Origin of the sequence: Aquirufa nivalisilvae, assembly GCF_003143535.1 — a bacterium.
Lineage (GTDB): Bacteria > Bacteroidota > Bacteroidia > Cytophagales > Spirosomataceae > Aquirufa > Aquirufa nivalisilvae.
In genome coordinates this window covers 763,511-779,747 of the sequence record NZ_CP029346.1, presented here as the reverse complement: position 1 = coordinate 779,747, position 16,237 = coordinate 763,511, and the positions used below count along the sequence as shown (strand labels likewise).

General features: G+C 37.4%; 14 protein-coding genes. 4 read left to right on the top strand and 10 right to left on the bottom strand.

Annotated elements, in window-relative coordinates; genetic code table 11:
* Window positions 1–70: 70 nt before the first annotated feature.
* From HME7025_RS03450 to HME7025_RS03435, 5 genes are all read right to left on the bottom strand, one after another.
* Window positions 71–1,234 (bottom strand): restriction endonuclease, encoded by a 1,164-nt coding sequence (locus tag HME7025_RS03450; RefSeq protein WP_109322306.1) that lies wholly within the window; start codon window positions 1,232–1,234, stop codon window positions 71–73.
* A gap of 93 nt (window positions 1,235–1,327) precedes the next feature.
* On the bottom strand, window positions 1,328–1,459 hold the full coding sequence (locus tag HME7025_RS13550; protein WP_262495135.1) for a hypothetical protein: 132 nt from the start codon (window positions 1,457–1,459) through the stop codon (window positions 1,328–1,330).
* Window positions 1,459–1,935 (bottom strand): SixA phosphatase family protein, encoded by a 477-nt coding sequence (locus tag HME7025_RS03445; RefSeq protein WP_109322305.1) that lies wholly within the window; start codon window positions 1,933–1,935, stop codon window positions 1,459–1,461. Before HME7025_RS03445 ends, HME7025_RS13550 begins: the two co-directional genes overlap by 1 nt.
* On the bottom strand, window positions 1,932–2,435 hold the full coding sequence (locus tag HME7025_RS03440) for a gamma carbonic anhydrase family protein (protein WP_109322304.1): 504 nt from the start codon (window positions 2,433–2,435) through the stop codon (window positions 1,932–1,934). Before HME7025_RS03440 ends, HME7025_RS03445 begins: the two co-directional genes overlap by 4 nt.
* A gap of 481 nt (window positions 2,436–2,916) precedes the next feature.
* Window positions 2,917–3,093 (bottom strand): hypothetical protein, encoded by a 177-nt coding sequence (locus HME7025_RS03435; RefSeq protein ID WP_154401922.1) that lies wholly within the window; start codon window positions 3,091–3,093, stop codon window positions 2,917–2,919.
* Window positions 3,094–3,204: 111 nt separating this feature from the next.
* Between HME7025_RS03435 and HME7025_RS03430 the strand changes: the two genes are divergently transcribed.
* Together HME7025_RS03430 and udk are read left to right on the top strand one after the other, a co-directional pair.
* Window positions 3,205–3,741 carry a class I SAM-dependent methyltransferase gene (locus HME7025_RS03430; protein WP_109322302.1) on the top strand — a complete coding sequence of 179 codons (537 nt, stop codon included), beginning with the start codon at window positions 3,205–3,207 and terminating at the stop codon, window positions 3,739–3,741.
* A 67-nt stretch (window positions 3,742–3,808) separates the two neighbouring features.
* Entirely contained in the window at window positions 3,809–4,438 is a 630-nt protein-coding gene (udk, locus tag HME7025_RS03425; RefSeq protein WP_109322301.1) for a uridine kinase, read from the top strand.
* Here the strand turns inward: udk and nadB are convergent.
* Complete coding sequence (gene nadB, locus HME7025_RS03420; RefSeq protein ID WP_109322300.1) at window positions 4,424–6,007, bottom strand: L-aspartate oxidase; 1,584 nt, start codon at window positions 6,005–6,007, stop codon at window positions 4,424–4,426. The two genes, udk and nadB, sit on opposite strands and share 15 nt — an antisense overlap.
* Window positions 6,008–6,118: 111 nt before the next feature.
* Between nadB and HME7025_RS03415 the strand changes: the two genes are divergently transcribed.
* Complete coding sequence (locus HME7025_RS03415) at window positions 6,119–7,060, top strand: hypothetical protein (protein WP_109322299.1); 942 nt, start codon at window positions 6,119–6,121, stop codon at window positions 7,058–7,060.
* Between the two features lie 337 nt (window positions 7,061–7,397).
* Here HME7025_RS03415 and HME7025_RS03405 read toward each other — a convergent pair whose 3' ends face one another.
* Both HME7025_RS03405 and HME7025_RS03395 read right to left on the bottom strand, forming a co-directional pair.
* Entirely contained in the window at window positions 7,398–7,649 is a 252-nt protein-coding gene (locus HME7025_RS03405) for a CPBP family intramembrane glutamic endopeptidase (protein ID WP_226998269.1), read from the bottom strand.
* A 1,040-nt stretch (window positions 7,650–8,689) separates the two neighbouring features.
* Window positions 8,690–13,153 carry a translocation/assembly module TamB domain-containing protein gene (locus HME7025_RS03395; protein WP_109322295.1) on the bottom strand — a complete coding sequence of 1,488 codons (4,464 nt, stop codon included), beginning with the start codon at window positions 13,151–13,153 and terminating at the stop codon, window positions 8,690–8,692.
* 69 nt (window positions 13,154–13,222) lie between these two features.
* Between HME7025_RS03395 and tsaD the strand changes: the two genes are divergently transcribed.
* Window positions 13,223–14,224 (top strand): tRNA (adenosine(37)-N6)-threonylcarbamoyltransferase complex transferase subunit TsaD, encoded by a 1,002-nt coding sequence (tsaD, locus tag HME7025_RS03390; protein ID WP_109322294.1) that lies wholly within the window; start codon window positions 13,223–13,225, stop codon window positions 14,222–14,224.
* 64 nt (window positions 14,225–14,288) lie between these two features.
* On the opposite strand, the gene HME7025_RS03385 is transcribed toward tsaD, so the two are convergent.
* Both HME7025_RS03385 and HME7025_RS03380 read right to left on the bottom strand, forming a co-directional pair.
* On the bottom strand, window positions 14,289–14,933 hold the full coding sequence (locus HME7025_RS03385) for a hypothetical protein (RefSeq protein ID WP_109322293.1): 645 nt from the start codon (window positions 14,931–14,933) through the stop codon (window positions 14,289–14,291).
* A gap of 4 nt (window positions 14,934–14,937) precedes the next feature.
* Window positions 14,938–16,218 carry an adenylosuccinate synthase gene (locus tag HME7025_RS03380; protein WP_109322292.1) on the bottom strand — a complete coding sequence of 427 codons (1,281 nt, stop codon included), beginning with the start codon at window positions 16,216–16,218 and terminating at the stop codon, window positions 14,938–14,940.
* Window positions 16,219–16,237: the final 19 nt, after the last annotated feature.

The following is a 16,237-nucleotide window of genomic DNA, read 5'->3' as shown; positions in this document are numbered from 1 at the left end:
TAGATTAAGGCTTAAATTAGATATACAAATAATGGATATCTTTATTTTCAAAAAGTTGCACTTTTAAATTTTAAGTAAACTTCTTTAAAACCTTTTTTAATTCTTCAATAATTTCTTGATTTCCTATCTCGTTAAGATAAATTTGAAAGGCATCCCAACTACCAAACCTTTTACTTATTGTAGATGGTGAAATTAAGTTCTTTCCTTTATAATTTAATTTTTCAAGTATTGAATGATTTAACCTACCATTTTCAGATTCATTTAGAATTGAAAAAACAAGGTCAATTAGACAATATAATTGAGTTAATTCAACTTTAGTATATCTTCTTTGAATATTAAGATTAGTTCTTGTTAAGTTTAATTCCGTTAAAAAATTATCAAAACTTCCCCATTTATTTCGATAATAGGAAGTTTTATATAGTCCATATTCATCAATTTCTCTGGGAGAGGGGAAGTGACCAATTTTGTTTTTCAAATTATAAAATTGGTTGACTAATTCATCTTTTTCAATACCTCTTTCTACATTTGGTCTGTCACCGCATTCTTTTTGTAATTTTGTAAAAGGATACGTTGCGAATGAGTTCCTTGAAAAGGTTGAATTTTCTGATATATCCTTCAAGGTAGGGGTTTTACCGATAAGATCTTTAATTCTATAATATTCTTCCTTGATTTTAACATTACTTGGCTTGATTGAAAACATTTCATCTCCTACAGACCTTATAAAGTTTGTTAAATTACCATATTTTTTTCGAATTTGATATTTAGTAGAAGAGTCAAAATCGTCATTCCCAGGCACCCTGCCTATTTTTTTCTTTACATTCTCATAAATTTTGAATAGATCGTAATCATCAGAATATATTGGAACGATTGATGGTAATTCTCTAATTGCATTAGAAAAATCCGTAAGTTCAAAAAAATCACTTGCTGTTATTAAAATGCAATAATTTGGCTTAGCAAGTTGAATAGCTGATTTAGTAAATTGAGAATTAGAAATTACAACTGACCGATTCGCACCATATAATGTTTTAGCAGAAATCACTTCTTGAACACATTTGTTACCTTGATTTTTTATGTGATTTTTACATTGAAAAACATATTTGGTATTTCCCAAAACTCCAACAATATCGGCTCCATTGTCAGTATTATTTGTTAAAATTAAATTTTCAAATCCTAATTCTGAAAGCTTAGCTTTACACAATAATTCAAATTGTTTTCCCTTTTCTGCATTATTCATATTTTAAACTTAATTCAAAAAATTAAAGCATTAATTAGATAAAAATTTGACAAAGCTAAGCATCACTAATCCCTAAACACTAATAACTTATTATTACCTTCCCTTCTCCACTTTCTTCTTATTCCAAGGCGCGGTCGTGTTTTTAGCCATGTCGATCGCTAAGGCAACCATCAATAAGGTGAACAAAATGAGTACCCAGCGGAAAATTTTCTGATTTTTATTCATTATACTACCTGTGGATTAAAATTAAAAACTAAATCTCCTGCTCCCTTACTTAATTCCGAAGGCGAGTCGGCATACTGAAAACGTAAATAACAACAGCCCCCCGTTTCCATCTGAATCAATGTACCTGAATAATAGGATGCCACGTAAGATATCGAAGGATTATGCGCCACCAAATAAATCACAGGCCTCGTTTGTTTTTCAATCAAATTCACATAATCTGGCCCAGAAGCTTGATACCAGCAAGAATCTATATTAATGGGACCCAAAATCCCTAACTCACTTCGTAAAGCCGTAGCTGTTTCTACCGTTCTTTTAGCGTCCGAACATAACCATAAACCAGAAGGCAAATGAACCGATTTGAGCTTTTGGGCCAAAAGAATCATTTCTTCCATCCCTTGCAAGGATAATTGACGCTCTTTGTCAGGCTGATCATAGGGCCCAGAATGGGCATGACGGATTAAAATGAGATCAATCATGATTCAAAATCGGCTTGAGTGATGAGTGGATATTCCCCTTTGGCATGTTTTTTCCCCATTTTAATATAATGAGGTGGACCGTATTTTAATCGCTCTATCTGCGATTCATTTAGCGTTTTAACTACCTTGGCTGGTGTACCTAGTACCAAAGAATAATCCGGTATTTCCATCCCTTCTGTCACCAATGCATGTGCCCCAATCAGACAATATTTGCCTATTTTAGCTCGATTTAACACCGTGGCATGCATGCCAATTAAACTCCCCTCACCTACTTCTGCACCATGCACTATAGCAGAATGCCCAACTGTCACGAATTTTCCAATGATGGTTTTATCTCCTTCATCTGCATGTAATACAGCATTATCTTGGACATTACATCCTTCACCCAAATGAATTTCCTCCACATCAGCCCGAATGACTGCACCGTACCAGATGGACACATCAGGTGAAATAAAAACTCGGCCCATTACTGAGGCTGTTGGTGCAATGAATATCGCCATAGGAAGTAGTTTAGGTTTACATAATGCTGTATCCGAAAATTACTGATTAATTTCTGTCTTTCCATTTCCATAAGCATTTTCTGATATTTGAAATCAGGAAAAACCTTGCATGACACCCCATTGAAATTCTACATTTGACATTCTAATTCCCACTAATATCTAATAAAAAACCCTAATCACTTTATTTCTAAATTTTACATTTTACAAAACAGGGTTAATCCCAACGAAAGATTGGAATGGAGCATGAGCGAAGCGGAAGGCGGATATTTGACCCTGAGCATAGGCCATATGCGATAGCGTCAAAGATTAAAGCCGTATGCGGAATGACAATCGGTTCCGCGAAGTGGAATTCGTCTTGGGATTAACCGTATTTCCTCCGTTTTTTTTGTTTCTTTTTTTATGAAAAAAAGAAAGACCAATGAATATTAAGCTCCAGAAAAAGCGATGAATTCAAAAGAGTTAAAAATACTTTTCGTTTCATTTATTCACTTAGATTTTCTTTTTTTTCAAAAAAAGAAACAAAAAAATCTTTTTTGTCGCTCCGCCAAGGCGAATTCTGCTTCGCAGAACCGTGATTCTCTCCGCTATCGCCTATACTTTTGACGCCGACACGCATCGCCTTTGCTAAGGTCAAAACCTCGTCTACCGCTGCGTTCATCACATTTCGCTGGGCTGAACGACGAGATTTGAATGCCAAAATTCTACATTTTACATTCTTCATTTTTCATTTTCCATCAACACTAACAACAATTTTCCTTTTCTTTGATGCATGAAACAATTACTTGAGCATTTTCCCTGGAAACCATCTGATACCTTGCTTTCATTAGGTTGTGGATCTGGGTGGTGGGAGGTGAATCTCCTATTGCATCAACCTTGTCGAGAAATCATTCTAGTTGACCTGAATACTCAAGTATTAAGCTTGGAAGCTGTACAAGAAAGCATTGCGTACTTTGAAAAAAATCAATCTTCATCCTTTTCCTCTCAGATCCAAATTTTTCATTCTCCCATAACTGAAATTCCAATTGCCCCACTCAGCATAGATGGTATTTTCATTTTCAATGCATGGCATGAATTAGCCCCTTTAGAAGAAATTCTCCCTGTTTTAAAACGATTAGTGAAACCCGGAGGATGGATTCTATTAGAAGAGGAATTGTCGGTAGATCAGCGCCGCATCCATGAAGGCTGTGCACAAGAGCTGTATTTCCAAGAAGAAATAGACCTACAAATGGCTAGCATAGAATTCGAAATGAGTCAAAAACTAGTCAAGGAAAAGCAGACTTTTTATTTAAAATACGTGAAACGGTGAAAACATGTATTTTTTTGAGGTATAATTAAATGCTTTTCGCAAATTTGCATTCGAATTCGCTACATCAATGACCCCAACCAACGAAAGACCCTACATCATCGGAATCACCGGTGGAAGTGCCTCTGGAAAAACATTGTTTTTACAAAGGCTCATGTCCCAGTTTCCTTCCGAAGAAATCTGTCTTTTATCTCAAGATAATTATTACCGCCCCAAGCAAGATCAAACTAAAGACGAAAATGGGATTGAGAATTTTGATTTACCGGGAGCCATTGACGATGAAGCTTTTGCCAAAGATGTAGAAAAATTACGTGCTGGAGAAATTGTAACTCGGGAAGAATACACTTTCAATAACTCGAGTAAAGTACCTGATATCTTGCATTTTTATCCTCGAAAAATTTTAGTGGTAGAAGGCATTTTCGTCTTCCATTTTCCTGAAGTTGCCAAATTGCTGGACTTGAAAATATTCATTGACGCACAAAACAAAATCAAATTGAAGCGTCGTATCAAGCGTGATAACGAAGAAAGAGGTTATGATTTACAAGATGTGATGTACCGTTGGAAATACCACGTTAAACCTACTTACGAAGAATTTATTCGTCCGCACAAAAAAAGCTGTGACATTGTTATTCCGAACAACATCCATTTTGAAAAAGGATTGGAAGTAATTGTTCACTACCTCAAATCACGCATTAAGTAAATCCAGGTTATAGTGCAATCCCTTATTTTCTCTCTGGGCACGAGCATGCTTAATGATTAAATATGCCACATTAATCATGTTTCTTAATTCGCATAGAGGAACCGTGATTTTGGATTGTTTGTACAATTCCTCATGTTCCAAATAGATCAATTCTAAGCGATCATAGGCCCGTTTTAATCGTCGATTGGTACGAACTATTCCCACATAATTACTCATGATGGACTCCAATTCACGAGTCATCTCGGTTACCAAAACCATTTCTTCAGGATTTCTAGTCCCCTCATCATTCCAATGAGGAATCCCAGCTGGGATGGTCTGTGTACCAAATTCACCAATGGATTTTTCAAATGCACGGTGGGCATATACGATTGCTTCCAATAAGGAATTAGAAGCCAAACGATTAGCGCCATGTAAACCGGTATGCGAACATTCGCCAGCGGCATACAGGTGCTCAATATTGGTTTGGCTGTATTCATTCACAATGATTCCCCCACATAAATAATGTTGGCAAGGCACCACAGGAATCATTTCTTGCGACATATCTATTCCCAACTGGTCCAAGCAGTAATGGTAGATCATGGGAAAATGAGCAATAATTTCTTCTTTGGGAATATGTCGAGTATCTAGATAAACATGATCTGTACCATTTTTCTTCATTTCTGAATCGATGGCCCTCGCTACAATATCTCGAGGAGCTAATGATAAGCGCTCATCATACTTTTCCATGAAGGTTGACCCATCCAGATTTTTTAATATCCCCCCATGCCCACGAACAGCTTCTGAAATCAAGAAATTGGGTTTTTTGCCAGGCTGATACAAAGCTGTAGGATGAAACTGAATGTATTGCATCCCTTTCACAAAACCTTTGGCACGGTAGGCCATAGCTATTCCATCTCCCGTGGCAATGGTTGGATTGGTAGTCGATTGATACACTTGACCAATTCCCCCTGTGGCAAGCAAAGTCGTTTTCCCAATAAAGGTTTCAACTTTTTTGGTTTTCTTATTTAAGACATACACCCCGAAACATTTTTTGTGTGGGGTATCTTTGGTCACCTTCTCACCTAAATGATGTTGTGTAATTAGATCTACGGCAAAATAATGAGTAAAAAAATCAACAGAAGGGAATGATTTCACCTTTTCTAGCAAAGCCCTTTCAATCTCATTTCCTGTAGAATCTTTGTAATGTAAAATGCGCTTATCTGAATGTCCACCTTCTTTCACTAAATCAAAACTTCCATCTGATCTACGATCAAAGTCTGTCCCGTATGAAATCAACTCTTTCAAGCGCTCAGGTGCTTCTTTTACCACCAATTCCACAACCTTAGGATCACTCTCAAAATCTCCTGCTACTAAGGTATCTTGTATATGTTTATCAAAAGAATCTTGTTGATCCCAAACGGCTGCAATTCCTCCTTGTGCGTATTTGGTATTGGTCTCTTCAGCAACCGTTTTGGTAATTAAGGCAATCTTGATGGGAATTTGTTTATCCTGGAAGTATTGGGCTACCTTAACTGTGTATGATAAGCCAGCGATTCCAGAACCCACCACAATAAAATCATACGTAGGCATATTCATGTCTTTCAGAGGCGCAAATTAACCAAAAGCCTATTTAAAAGAAAATATTGAATATTAATGTTAAATTTGCTTTGAATTAAACCCTTAAATAAACATTTCAAGCAAATGGAAACATCCAACAACACCTCAAAGATTGCCTTGATTGTATTGGCTGTATTAACAGCAGTACTTGGCGTCTTGTATTTCCGTTCTAACCAATTGACACAAGAACAAGCAGTCAATATTGAAGAAAAAGCCACTGAATTAGCGAATACGCGCATGAAACTGGACTCCATTTCTACTCAATTGGATGCTAAAATTGAGGAGATCAAAGCCTTAGGTGGACAAGTGAGTGATTTAGAAGCATTAAAATTACAGTTAGAACAAGATAAAAGCTCTTTGAAAAAAGCGAACCACGCTACGATTGCCTCTTACGATGCGAAAATCAAAGAATACGATTTAGTGTTGACTAAGAAAGATGCTGACATTGTTGAATTGAAAAAGCAGAATGGAATTTTGACGGAGAACAACCAAGTGTTGACTACACAAAATCAAACCTTGAATACCGAAAATTCAGGCCTAAAAACAGAAAACAAAACTTTGGTAGATACGCTATCTGAAGTAACGGCTAAGAACAAGGAATTAGCTAGAAAAGTGAGTATTGCAGCGGCATTAAAAGCGCAAAGCTTACGCGTATTATCCGTGAATAGCAAAGGAAAAGAAGCAGAGAAATCTCGTTTCAATGGTAAGAAAATTGAGAAGTTGAAAATCACGTTCAACTTGGCCAGCAACCCAATCACTAAATTAGAGAACAAAACTATTTTTGTTCGTGTATTAGATGCTGATGGCGCCATCGTTTCTGACGAAGCAGCTGGTTCTGGTAAATTCACTCAAGATGGAAAAGAAATGGTCTATACAGCTAAACAAGTAGTGACCTATTCCAACAACAATCAGGCGGTAGATGTATTCTATTCTCGTGGTGGTGTGGCTTACAAACCAGGTAAATACACGATTGAATTATACTCAGAAGGTTTCGCGATTGGAACGGGTGGATTTGAGGTGAAATAAGAAACTAGTTATTAGTTATTAGGTTTTAGTGATTAGAAGGAACTGCGAAAGTGGTTCCTTTTTTAATGTAGAATGGGGAATGTAGAATGAAAAATGTAGAATGTAGAATCTAACATGTGAGACTATAACTTTCCATATTTCCACTCGTAGAATACCAAAATGATTCCTAAAAATGGAGCATGTAGAATAAGTAAAACTCGAATCAATTTATCAATGGGGGAATAATACTTTGATTTTAATGTGATTACTATGGCGATTACAAGGGCTATCAAATAAAGAACAGAAAAGAATATTAATAGCCCTTCAAATGGCCCTAAAAAGCGGGGAAAAGATATGCTCATAAGAATAAAATATATATGCTTGTGGGAATTAAATTCCAACAAACATGAAGTAAAAATGTCAAAACAAAAGCCTTATTAGCATCAAATTCCTTTTTGGTAAAATAGTAAACCAATGCTAATACTAAACCTGAATCCAATACTAAAAAGGGATAATAAGGATCATTACCATAATGAGCTGCCGCAAATGATATGCTGGAAATACCAATAGATAGCATTCGACAAATTCTTTCTGAGAATTTATAAAACAAACGTTGGCATACGTTAATAATCAACTATTGAAATAACCATGTTTCTATAAATGGTCCAACAAAGACCACCATTAGAAAGAAAGCTGAGTCCAATTTATAAAAATCAAATAAACTATTTATTCGATGCTGCAGCACACGTTCGATATAAAATGCTATTGATCCTGTAATCAAAAATTGAAATGGAAAATAATACTTAATAATAAACCAAAGTCTTGCCCCATACAATGGTTTGCTTTGGTATAACTCCACCCAATGAATTAATTTATTCTTCAACATAAAAGCCAAATCTAGCCTAAATATTGAATGATAATTCTAGAAAAGACTTGCGAAAACTCAAGAAATTAAGATTCAAAAAGAAAAGATGGACTACTTTTCTACATTCTACCTTCTACATTTAAAAGTAAATCCTAACGAAAAATTGGAACGAAGCATGAGCGAAGCAAAAGGAAATGGTAAATGATGAATTATAAAATATAAATGTTGGTAGCTCATTTAAATTCTAATCACTCATACCTATTGAGGTTAATCCAACGAAAGATGGGAACCCAGCATGAGCGAAGCGGCAGGCGGATATTTGACCCTGCGCATAGGCTATGTGCGATGGCGTCAAAGATTAAAGCCGTATGCGGAGTGGACATCGGTTCTGCGAAGCAGAATTCGTCTTAGGATTAACCTTATTTCTACGTTTTTTTTGTTTCTTTTTTTATGAAAAAAAAGAAATACCATATGAATTAAATCTTAAGTAAAGCTATTTTGTTGGACTCTTTTTTGTTGTTTCAAAATAACAATCATTACAGCTTATACTAAGGCCTTTCTTTTTTTAAAAAAAAGAAACAAAAAAACTCCTTTTTTTGTCGTTCAGCAAAGGCGGCAAGGAAATGGTAAATGGTGAATTATAAATGATAAATGGATTCCATTCTACATTCTTCATTCTACATTGAACGGTTAATCCCAATGAAAGAGAGGAAAGGATAACAGATGAATTATAAATGATAAATGGATTCCATTCTACATTCCTAATTCTTCATTCTACATTAATCTCACTTCCCAAACAGCTTATTAAAGCTTCGGTTATACAACAAACTAGCTCCAATGGTTTGGTTAATTTGGTAGGAGTTTAAAGACCCTAGCAGGGTGGTTTGGACGTTGCGGTTATAGGTTTTCAAGCGAAGAGACCCATCTCTTTTCACAAAATATTCCAAGGCCCAGTCGCCTAGTAAAATCAAAGGACTCGTCTGATTTCGAGCATCCGTGAAGCCCCCACTTCGGGTAATCCGTAAGCGGTCATTCATATTATATGAAGCGCGCAATTGCAAATTAGATAAGATATCTTGATTCAAATTCCCTCCTCCTAAGTACACATCAATGTTCAAATCCTTATTGATTTGAGAGGCCAAATTACTCAATTGATTGGACAGCATTTCCGTGAAATTACCCACTAAACTACCCAAGGCGATTCCACTTCCTCCAAAAGGTGAAACCAATTGACCAAACAACAAGACATTCGAAACTTGTCGAGTTAACTCCTGCTCATCCGTCTTAATCCGATTGGTAAAGGCTGTTACGGCACCATTCAAATGTACATCTTTCGGGTAATCACGTATCCCAATATCAAAGGAAATATTGGGTGACAACAAGCGATTTTGCAAGTTGATGGTCACATCCACTGGATAGCGTCTTTTAAACTCGGGCAAGTTGGATTTATTAGTTGTATCCAACAAAATTGGGAACAAGGACGCGTACTGTGTATAAATAGCTTTGATATTGACATTGGCCTCCAAAGGATCTCCTGTCCATGAAATCTTAGAGCCTCGCTGAATCGCAAATCGTTTATTTATCAAATTCTGCAAGGTGAAAGTATAGTCTCCCTGATCAATAGCATAATCCCCAATCATCCGAAACTGTCCCTTTTTATCCAAGGTCATATTGATATTTCCTGTGCCATAAATCCGCATCAAATCCCCCTTCTTCTTATCTATTTGCACCTCGCCATAAGCCTCAGGAGTGAATGCCAAATCCAAGTCTAAACTGATTCCTCCTTCCTTTAATTTGGAGGTCAATTGTTGGTTCACTGCATTTACATCAACCTGCAAGGATTTACTAAAAAACTCATAATCTTCCTCATTATCCGTACTACTTTCTCGATCTAATGGAATGTATAATCGGGTACCTTTTTCACTTTTCAAATCGGCAGTAATCAACAAATCATGTACCGTACCACGGATAGACATGGGGCCTGATGTATAACCTGTACCATAGTAAAATGAAGTAGGATCCCGTTGCGTATTCAGCAATTTGAAACGATTTAAATTCGCTTCAATATTCATTTCAAAAGGACTTCCAATCGGAAAAATAAAGTTGGCATTCAGCTTGGCGGTATTACCTTCTGGGTCAGAAATTTTCCAATTTCGACCTATGATTTGTCGGGTCTTAAACTCAACAGTATCCGAAAATGCCATGCTGGTTTTCAGGTAATCAAAGAATAACTTAGCCTTCTGAAGCACTATTTTACCTTCAATATCAGGATCATTCAAGGTCCCTCTAACCTTCAATTTACCTGAGGCATCTCCCGCTAGTCCAGAAAATACACCTTGCGTAAACGGCTCTAAAATACTCAGATTAGTCTTATTCAGCTCTGCTGTAACATCCAATTTATTTCTCGTTTCAAAAGGTTTATAAGTACCATCTACCTCCATCACCGACTCACCCAAACGGTTTAAATGATAGTTCAAATCCATTGTTTTTAAATCGGCATTATAGGTTCCTACCCCTTGTAAATTACCAATGTAAAATGTATTCAAACGTAGTGAATCCACCAATAACCATGTGTCCAATCGAGTATGCTGATACCAATCTTGGATGTTGATTTCGGCATTCAATTCTCCTTGAACTTTCAAAGAAAACAAAGGCGCTAATGTCCCTAATTGAAACTTATTTGCTCGGAGTCGCAAGGTCTCCGTGGAGTCCATGGATAAACTCCCTTGCAATGCAATAGACTGCTTTTGATTCGAAATCAAAAAGTGTTCCGCATTTAATTCCTTGCCTTGAATCGATATTTTATTCTCAGGGTCGACCGCCCAATCTTGTCCCAAAATACGTAAATACGTATCTTTAAATCGAAGCGATAAACCATCTTTCTCAAAGCGCCAAACACCCCCTAAATGGGCGGAATTATCATCCCCTTGCTGCTTAAAATCCAATTCAAAATTGATTCGATCTTGATCCCAAAGGCCATCCAATTTCAAGTTTTCTGTCGGTGTTAAGAAGTTCAAATGCTGTCTTCTAGATTGAAAAACCAAACTACTAGAAACTTCTGGTCCTCCTAAAAATTTAGAACTTTGGAAGGAGAAAATGGATTGATAAAATTTATAACCCCCTAAAACCAAAGTATCTGGATATGACTCCAAACTCAGAGAAACGGATCTCCCTTTATTAACACTCCCTGAAAAAACGGTGTTCTTGGCTAAGTCGATGGTTGGAAACCAACGGGTTAAAATGGGCTTGGCATCATGGCAAATAACCGTAAAGTCGGACACATATTTGCGACTAGTTTCATGCGTTTTAGCGGCATAATAAGCTGCTCTTTCACTCTCGTTTTTGGTAAAATACAAGGTGTATTCTTCCCACAACTGACCCATATCTTTTTGCAATTGAGAAGGGACAAAATCTCCTTCAGCCTCCACCGAAATCAAATCTGAGTTTAATCGATAACGTCGCTTGGCTCCTTTTAAATCTGAGCTAAAAGTCAACAAATGTATCGGTAAATCCATCTTCTTGGGAGTACCCAAAATGGCTTCAGAAAAGATGGCTTTCCCCTCTAAATCGTCCAAATCATTCATGGCGATATTGACCTGAAAATCACTCACCAATTGCATTGGTGTATCCGTAATCTTCAACCTTCCCAAATCCACATGGTCTATACGACCTTCCAAATTATAGATGGGCTTTTCCTGTCTCAAATTAATTTCCCCAGACATTTGAGCCAACAAATTACTATCCTTAACAGAGACCAATCCTTTGAATAATTGACGCTGCAAATTACCTTTCAAACTTACCCGACGATAAGCGTATCGTTTAATATTGATCTCGGATACTTGACCATCAAAATCTACTTTGGCTGAATTACTTGAAAAGCCAGACCCTTTCACTTGAGCTTCTAGGTCAACTGTTCCTAAATACTCCTCTAAACTGAATAATTTACCTAACTTAAATTTCTTCAATTTCAACTTCCCTTGGTACTTAGAAAAAGCCATGGAATCACTCAAATTCATCATCACATCTCCCTCCATATACCCTAAACCCGTGTTTAATTTACCTGAAGTACTGAAGTCCTTATTGGTTCCGGAGAACTTCCCACCAAAGGAAACGGGTCCCAATATATTCATTTTTTCAACAGCTGATTTAGACAAAAAGACTTGTAAATCTTGCGGATGAAACAGGGAATTCACCATGTCAAAATCCATCACTGTTTTGTCTATTTCAGGTAATCCTTTGAAACTAAAATCCCCTCGCAGTACACTTTTACTACCAAAGGCCATCTCAAAATTCTTCAGATTTAAGCGGGCAACTGGGCCCTCTAAATTACCTTTCAACTTATACATACCTTTGTATTGGTACATATCCGATACAAACCTTCCTAGATCCTCACCTCTAATTTGACTGTTGTCAAAATAGGCTTTCATCCTCACTTTCTTATTCCAAAACTTAAAATCTTTGGTACTTGTATAATCGAAAACAATCTGGTTTTTGATCTGAGAATCATTGAAAAACAGATTCAGTTGATCGAAACGCATTTGCTTATCAGCATACATGAATTTGGTATCCAAGGCCTTGATATTCAAACCAGTCATAGGATCCAATGCTTTCAGCCCAATGGTTTGTAAACCCAAGGTATCCCCTTGCACATAAAAGTCTTTGACCTTGGCATTAATGTGGGTAAAAATGAGGTGATTCAGGTCAAAATGCCTCGCTGTAGCTTCACTCTTAATTTGTTGATCATCCAACATAAAAGAGCCATCCACTACTTCGGCATCTAAAATTTCAAATTTAGAACTTGGACCTGCCACACTGGGGCCAGGATTCAGCCAGTGATCGATGCGCAGAATAAATTCATCTAAATTCATTTTTCCTGATTTTTTTTCAAAAATCAGATGAACTTTAGGCTGATATAAGCGGGCATAATCAAGGTGAGGATTGCTTCCTTTGAACAATAAATCGGACAAATTAAAATTGACATCCAATCGTTCGATATAGACCATTTCCTTTCCCCAAGGGTCTTTGACCCGTAAACCCCAGAAACTTATTTCATCAAAAAACTTTAGTTGGATAGCCCGAACGGTGAGTGGATAGCCAATGGCTTTCTCGATTTTGGGCGCAAAATACTGGGCTAAAAGGGTTTGATTGGAAGGTACTCGAAGCAAAAGGACTGTTACAAAAAACAACAAAAAAATCCCCACCAAACCGTAAAGAATGGATTTAGCGAAGATTTTGGTTGCTTTAATCATATTTTCTTTTTCAGAAAAACCAACGATTACGGCATATTTTGCCTTATTTTTGCAGAGTTTTTATCCGATATGAATCTACTGGCTATTGAATCTTCTTGTGACGAAACCTCCGCTGCCATTATGGTAAACGGTGAACTTCGGTCGAACATTGTATCTACTCAACTGATCCATACACAATGGGGAGGAGTAGTTCCAGAATTAGCCAGCAGAGCTCATCAAAAATCCATCATCCCTGTCGTTCACGAAGCACTGCAAAAAGCAAATATAAACAAAAATGAACTGAATGCCATTGCCTTTACGCGTGGCCCTGGTTTATTGGGAGCACTATTAATTGGCACCTCATTTGCCAAGGCTTTGGCATTAAGTTTAGATATACCGCTCATTGAGGTAAACCATATGGAAGCCCATGTTTTGGCTCACTTTATTGAAGACCCCAAACCTAGCTTTCCATTCCTTTGTTTAACAGTCAGTGGGGGACATACCCAACTGGTTTGGGTGAAGAGTCCATTGGAGATGGAGGTCATTGGAGAGACACAAGATGATGCCGTAGGAGAGGCATTTGATAAAACGGCCAAACTCATAGGACTTCCCTATCCGGGCGGCCCTATGATTGACAAATTAGCGAAAGAAGGTAATCCTAATCGTTTCCCTTTTCCTTTGGGTGAAATGCCTGGTTTAGATTTTTCATTTTCCGGAATCAAGACAGCCATTTTATATTTTTTACAAAAAGAGCAGAAGAATAATCCACAGTTTATCGAGGAAAACAAAGCTGACATTTGTGCTTCTGTACAAAAGACTTTGATCGACATGTTACTTCGCAAAGTGAAAAAAGCGATGAAAGAAAAGAACTGTCAACAAATTGCTATTGCTGGGGGTGTTGCTGCCAATTCTGGGCTTAGAAATGGAATCCAAGAGTTAGGTGCTCAACAAAATTGGGATGTCTTTATCCCCGCGTTTTCCTACTGTACAGACAATGCTGGGATGATTGCTATGGCTGGCCACTTCAAAGCAGAAGCTGGTATTTTCTGTGGCCAAGACGTAAGTCCCCTGCCGAGAATGGCAATGAAATAAATGGTGAATGGTGAATTGTAAATGGTGAATATTTGAATTTCTTCCATTCACCATTTACAATTCATCATTTACCATTAGAAATGATTTCCTTCATGCTATTCCAAAACGCCAATTTCAATGGTTTTTCGGAGTCTTTTAGACTGGAAATATATCGAGGAAAATAATAAATGGCTTTGTTGCTAATTTGACTGATTTTACCTTCGGGTAATTGTTCTTTCCATGATGGAATTTGATCTCCTAGGAATACATAGATTTGAGCTTGAGTGCCTTCAACATATTCAGTTAAAGAAAAAGAATCCATAGGTTCCAAAACCTGCCAATCTGTAGGCTGAAGAGAAACCGGAGCTGCCGAAAACACCAATTGCAATCGCTCTTTCTCTGTAGGATTAATCTTTCCTACTACGACCAAACGACAATTGACTATAGGTAGAACTTTTGAATCTTGAGGAACGCTAGGTTCCATTGACTTCACCTCTTCAACCAGGCTGGCTTGTAATCCGGGACCTGAAGGGATACTCGGTTTTTCCTGAACAGGGATATTGATTTTTTCTTCAACGATAGCTGCTATAGGCGCTTCCAAGGCAGGTACTGAGGTCTCTGTAGGCGTAAAAGTAGCTTCGGATGAAATGTTAGGGCGATCTGCTGGAATCCAGTAAATCTCATCGAATTTATACAATTCTGCCAAATCCATTCGATCCGAAGCCATCATCTTTCTATGCCAATGACCCTCTCAAAACACAGGCCTCACGATCTGGGCCAGTTGAAATGAAGTTGATCGGTAAATTTAAATGCTTCTCTAAAAAGGCAATATAATTAGTCAATTCAGCAGGTAATTCATTAAAATCACGCATTCCCTCTAAACTGCAATGCCATCCTGGTAGACTCGCATAAATTGGTTTTACTTTAATATCCGTAATCTCAAATGGGATTTGATCCGTCACGGTGCCATCAGGCATTTCATAGGCCGTACATATTTGAATCTCTTCAAAGATATTCAAGACATCAGCTTTCATCATAATCAATTGAGTCACTCCATTGATCATCATAGCATATTTTAAAGCAGGTAAATCAATCCAACCACAACGACGAGGTCGACCCGTAGTTGAACCAAACTCGCGACCTTCTTGACGCATCGCCTCACCCACTTCATCTTCTAATTCTGTAGGGAAAGGACCTGAACCTACACGAGTAGCATAGGCCTTGAAAATACCGAATACCTCGCCTATGTTTTTAGGTGCAACACCTAAACCCGTACAAGCACCTGCTGAAATAGTATTGGAAGAAGTTACGAATGGATAAGAACCAAAGTCCACATCCAACAAGGATCCTTGCGCTCCTTCAGCCAAAATCGTCTTTCCTAAATTAATGGCATTGTTCACTGAATACTCAGAATCCACCAAGGCAAATTGCTTCATGAATTCTACTGCTTCAAAAAAGGCAGCTTCTGCTTCCGTCAAATCGTATTCGTATTTATAAACATCCAAAATCGCTTTATGGCGATCCACAAGCGTTTTGTATTTTTCCGAAAAATTAGGCGAAATCATATCTCCAACACGTAAGCCCTGACGAGATATTTTATCTGTATAAGTTGGTCCAATTCCTTTCAAAGTAGAACCAATTTTTTCCTCTCCTTTGGCTAACTCATAGGCTGCATCTAACAAACGGTGTGTAGGCAAAATGATGGATGCTTTCTTAGAAATTTCTAAGTTTTTCTGCAAATCCAAGTTAAAGTGAGCTAAGCCTTCTATTTCTTTCTTAAAAATAATAGGGTCTAACACCACACCATTTCCAATGATATTCTGAACTTCCTGACGGAAAATACCCGATGGAATCTGATGCAACACATGCTTAAAACCATCAAATTCCAAAGTATGACCTGCATTAGGTCCTCCTTGAAATCTTGCCACAACCTGATAACGAGGTGCTAATACGTCTACAATTTTCCCCTTTCCTTCATCACCCCACTGTAAGCCTAATAATACATCAACTGCCATAAAAACTATTGTTAAATTC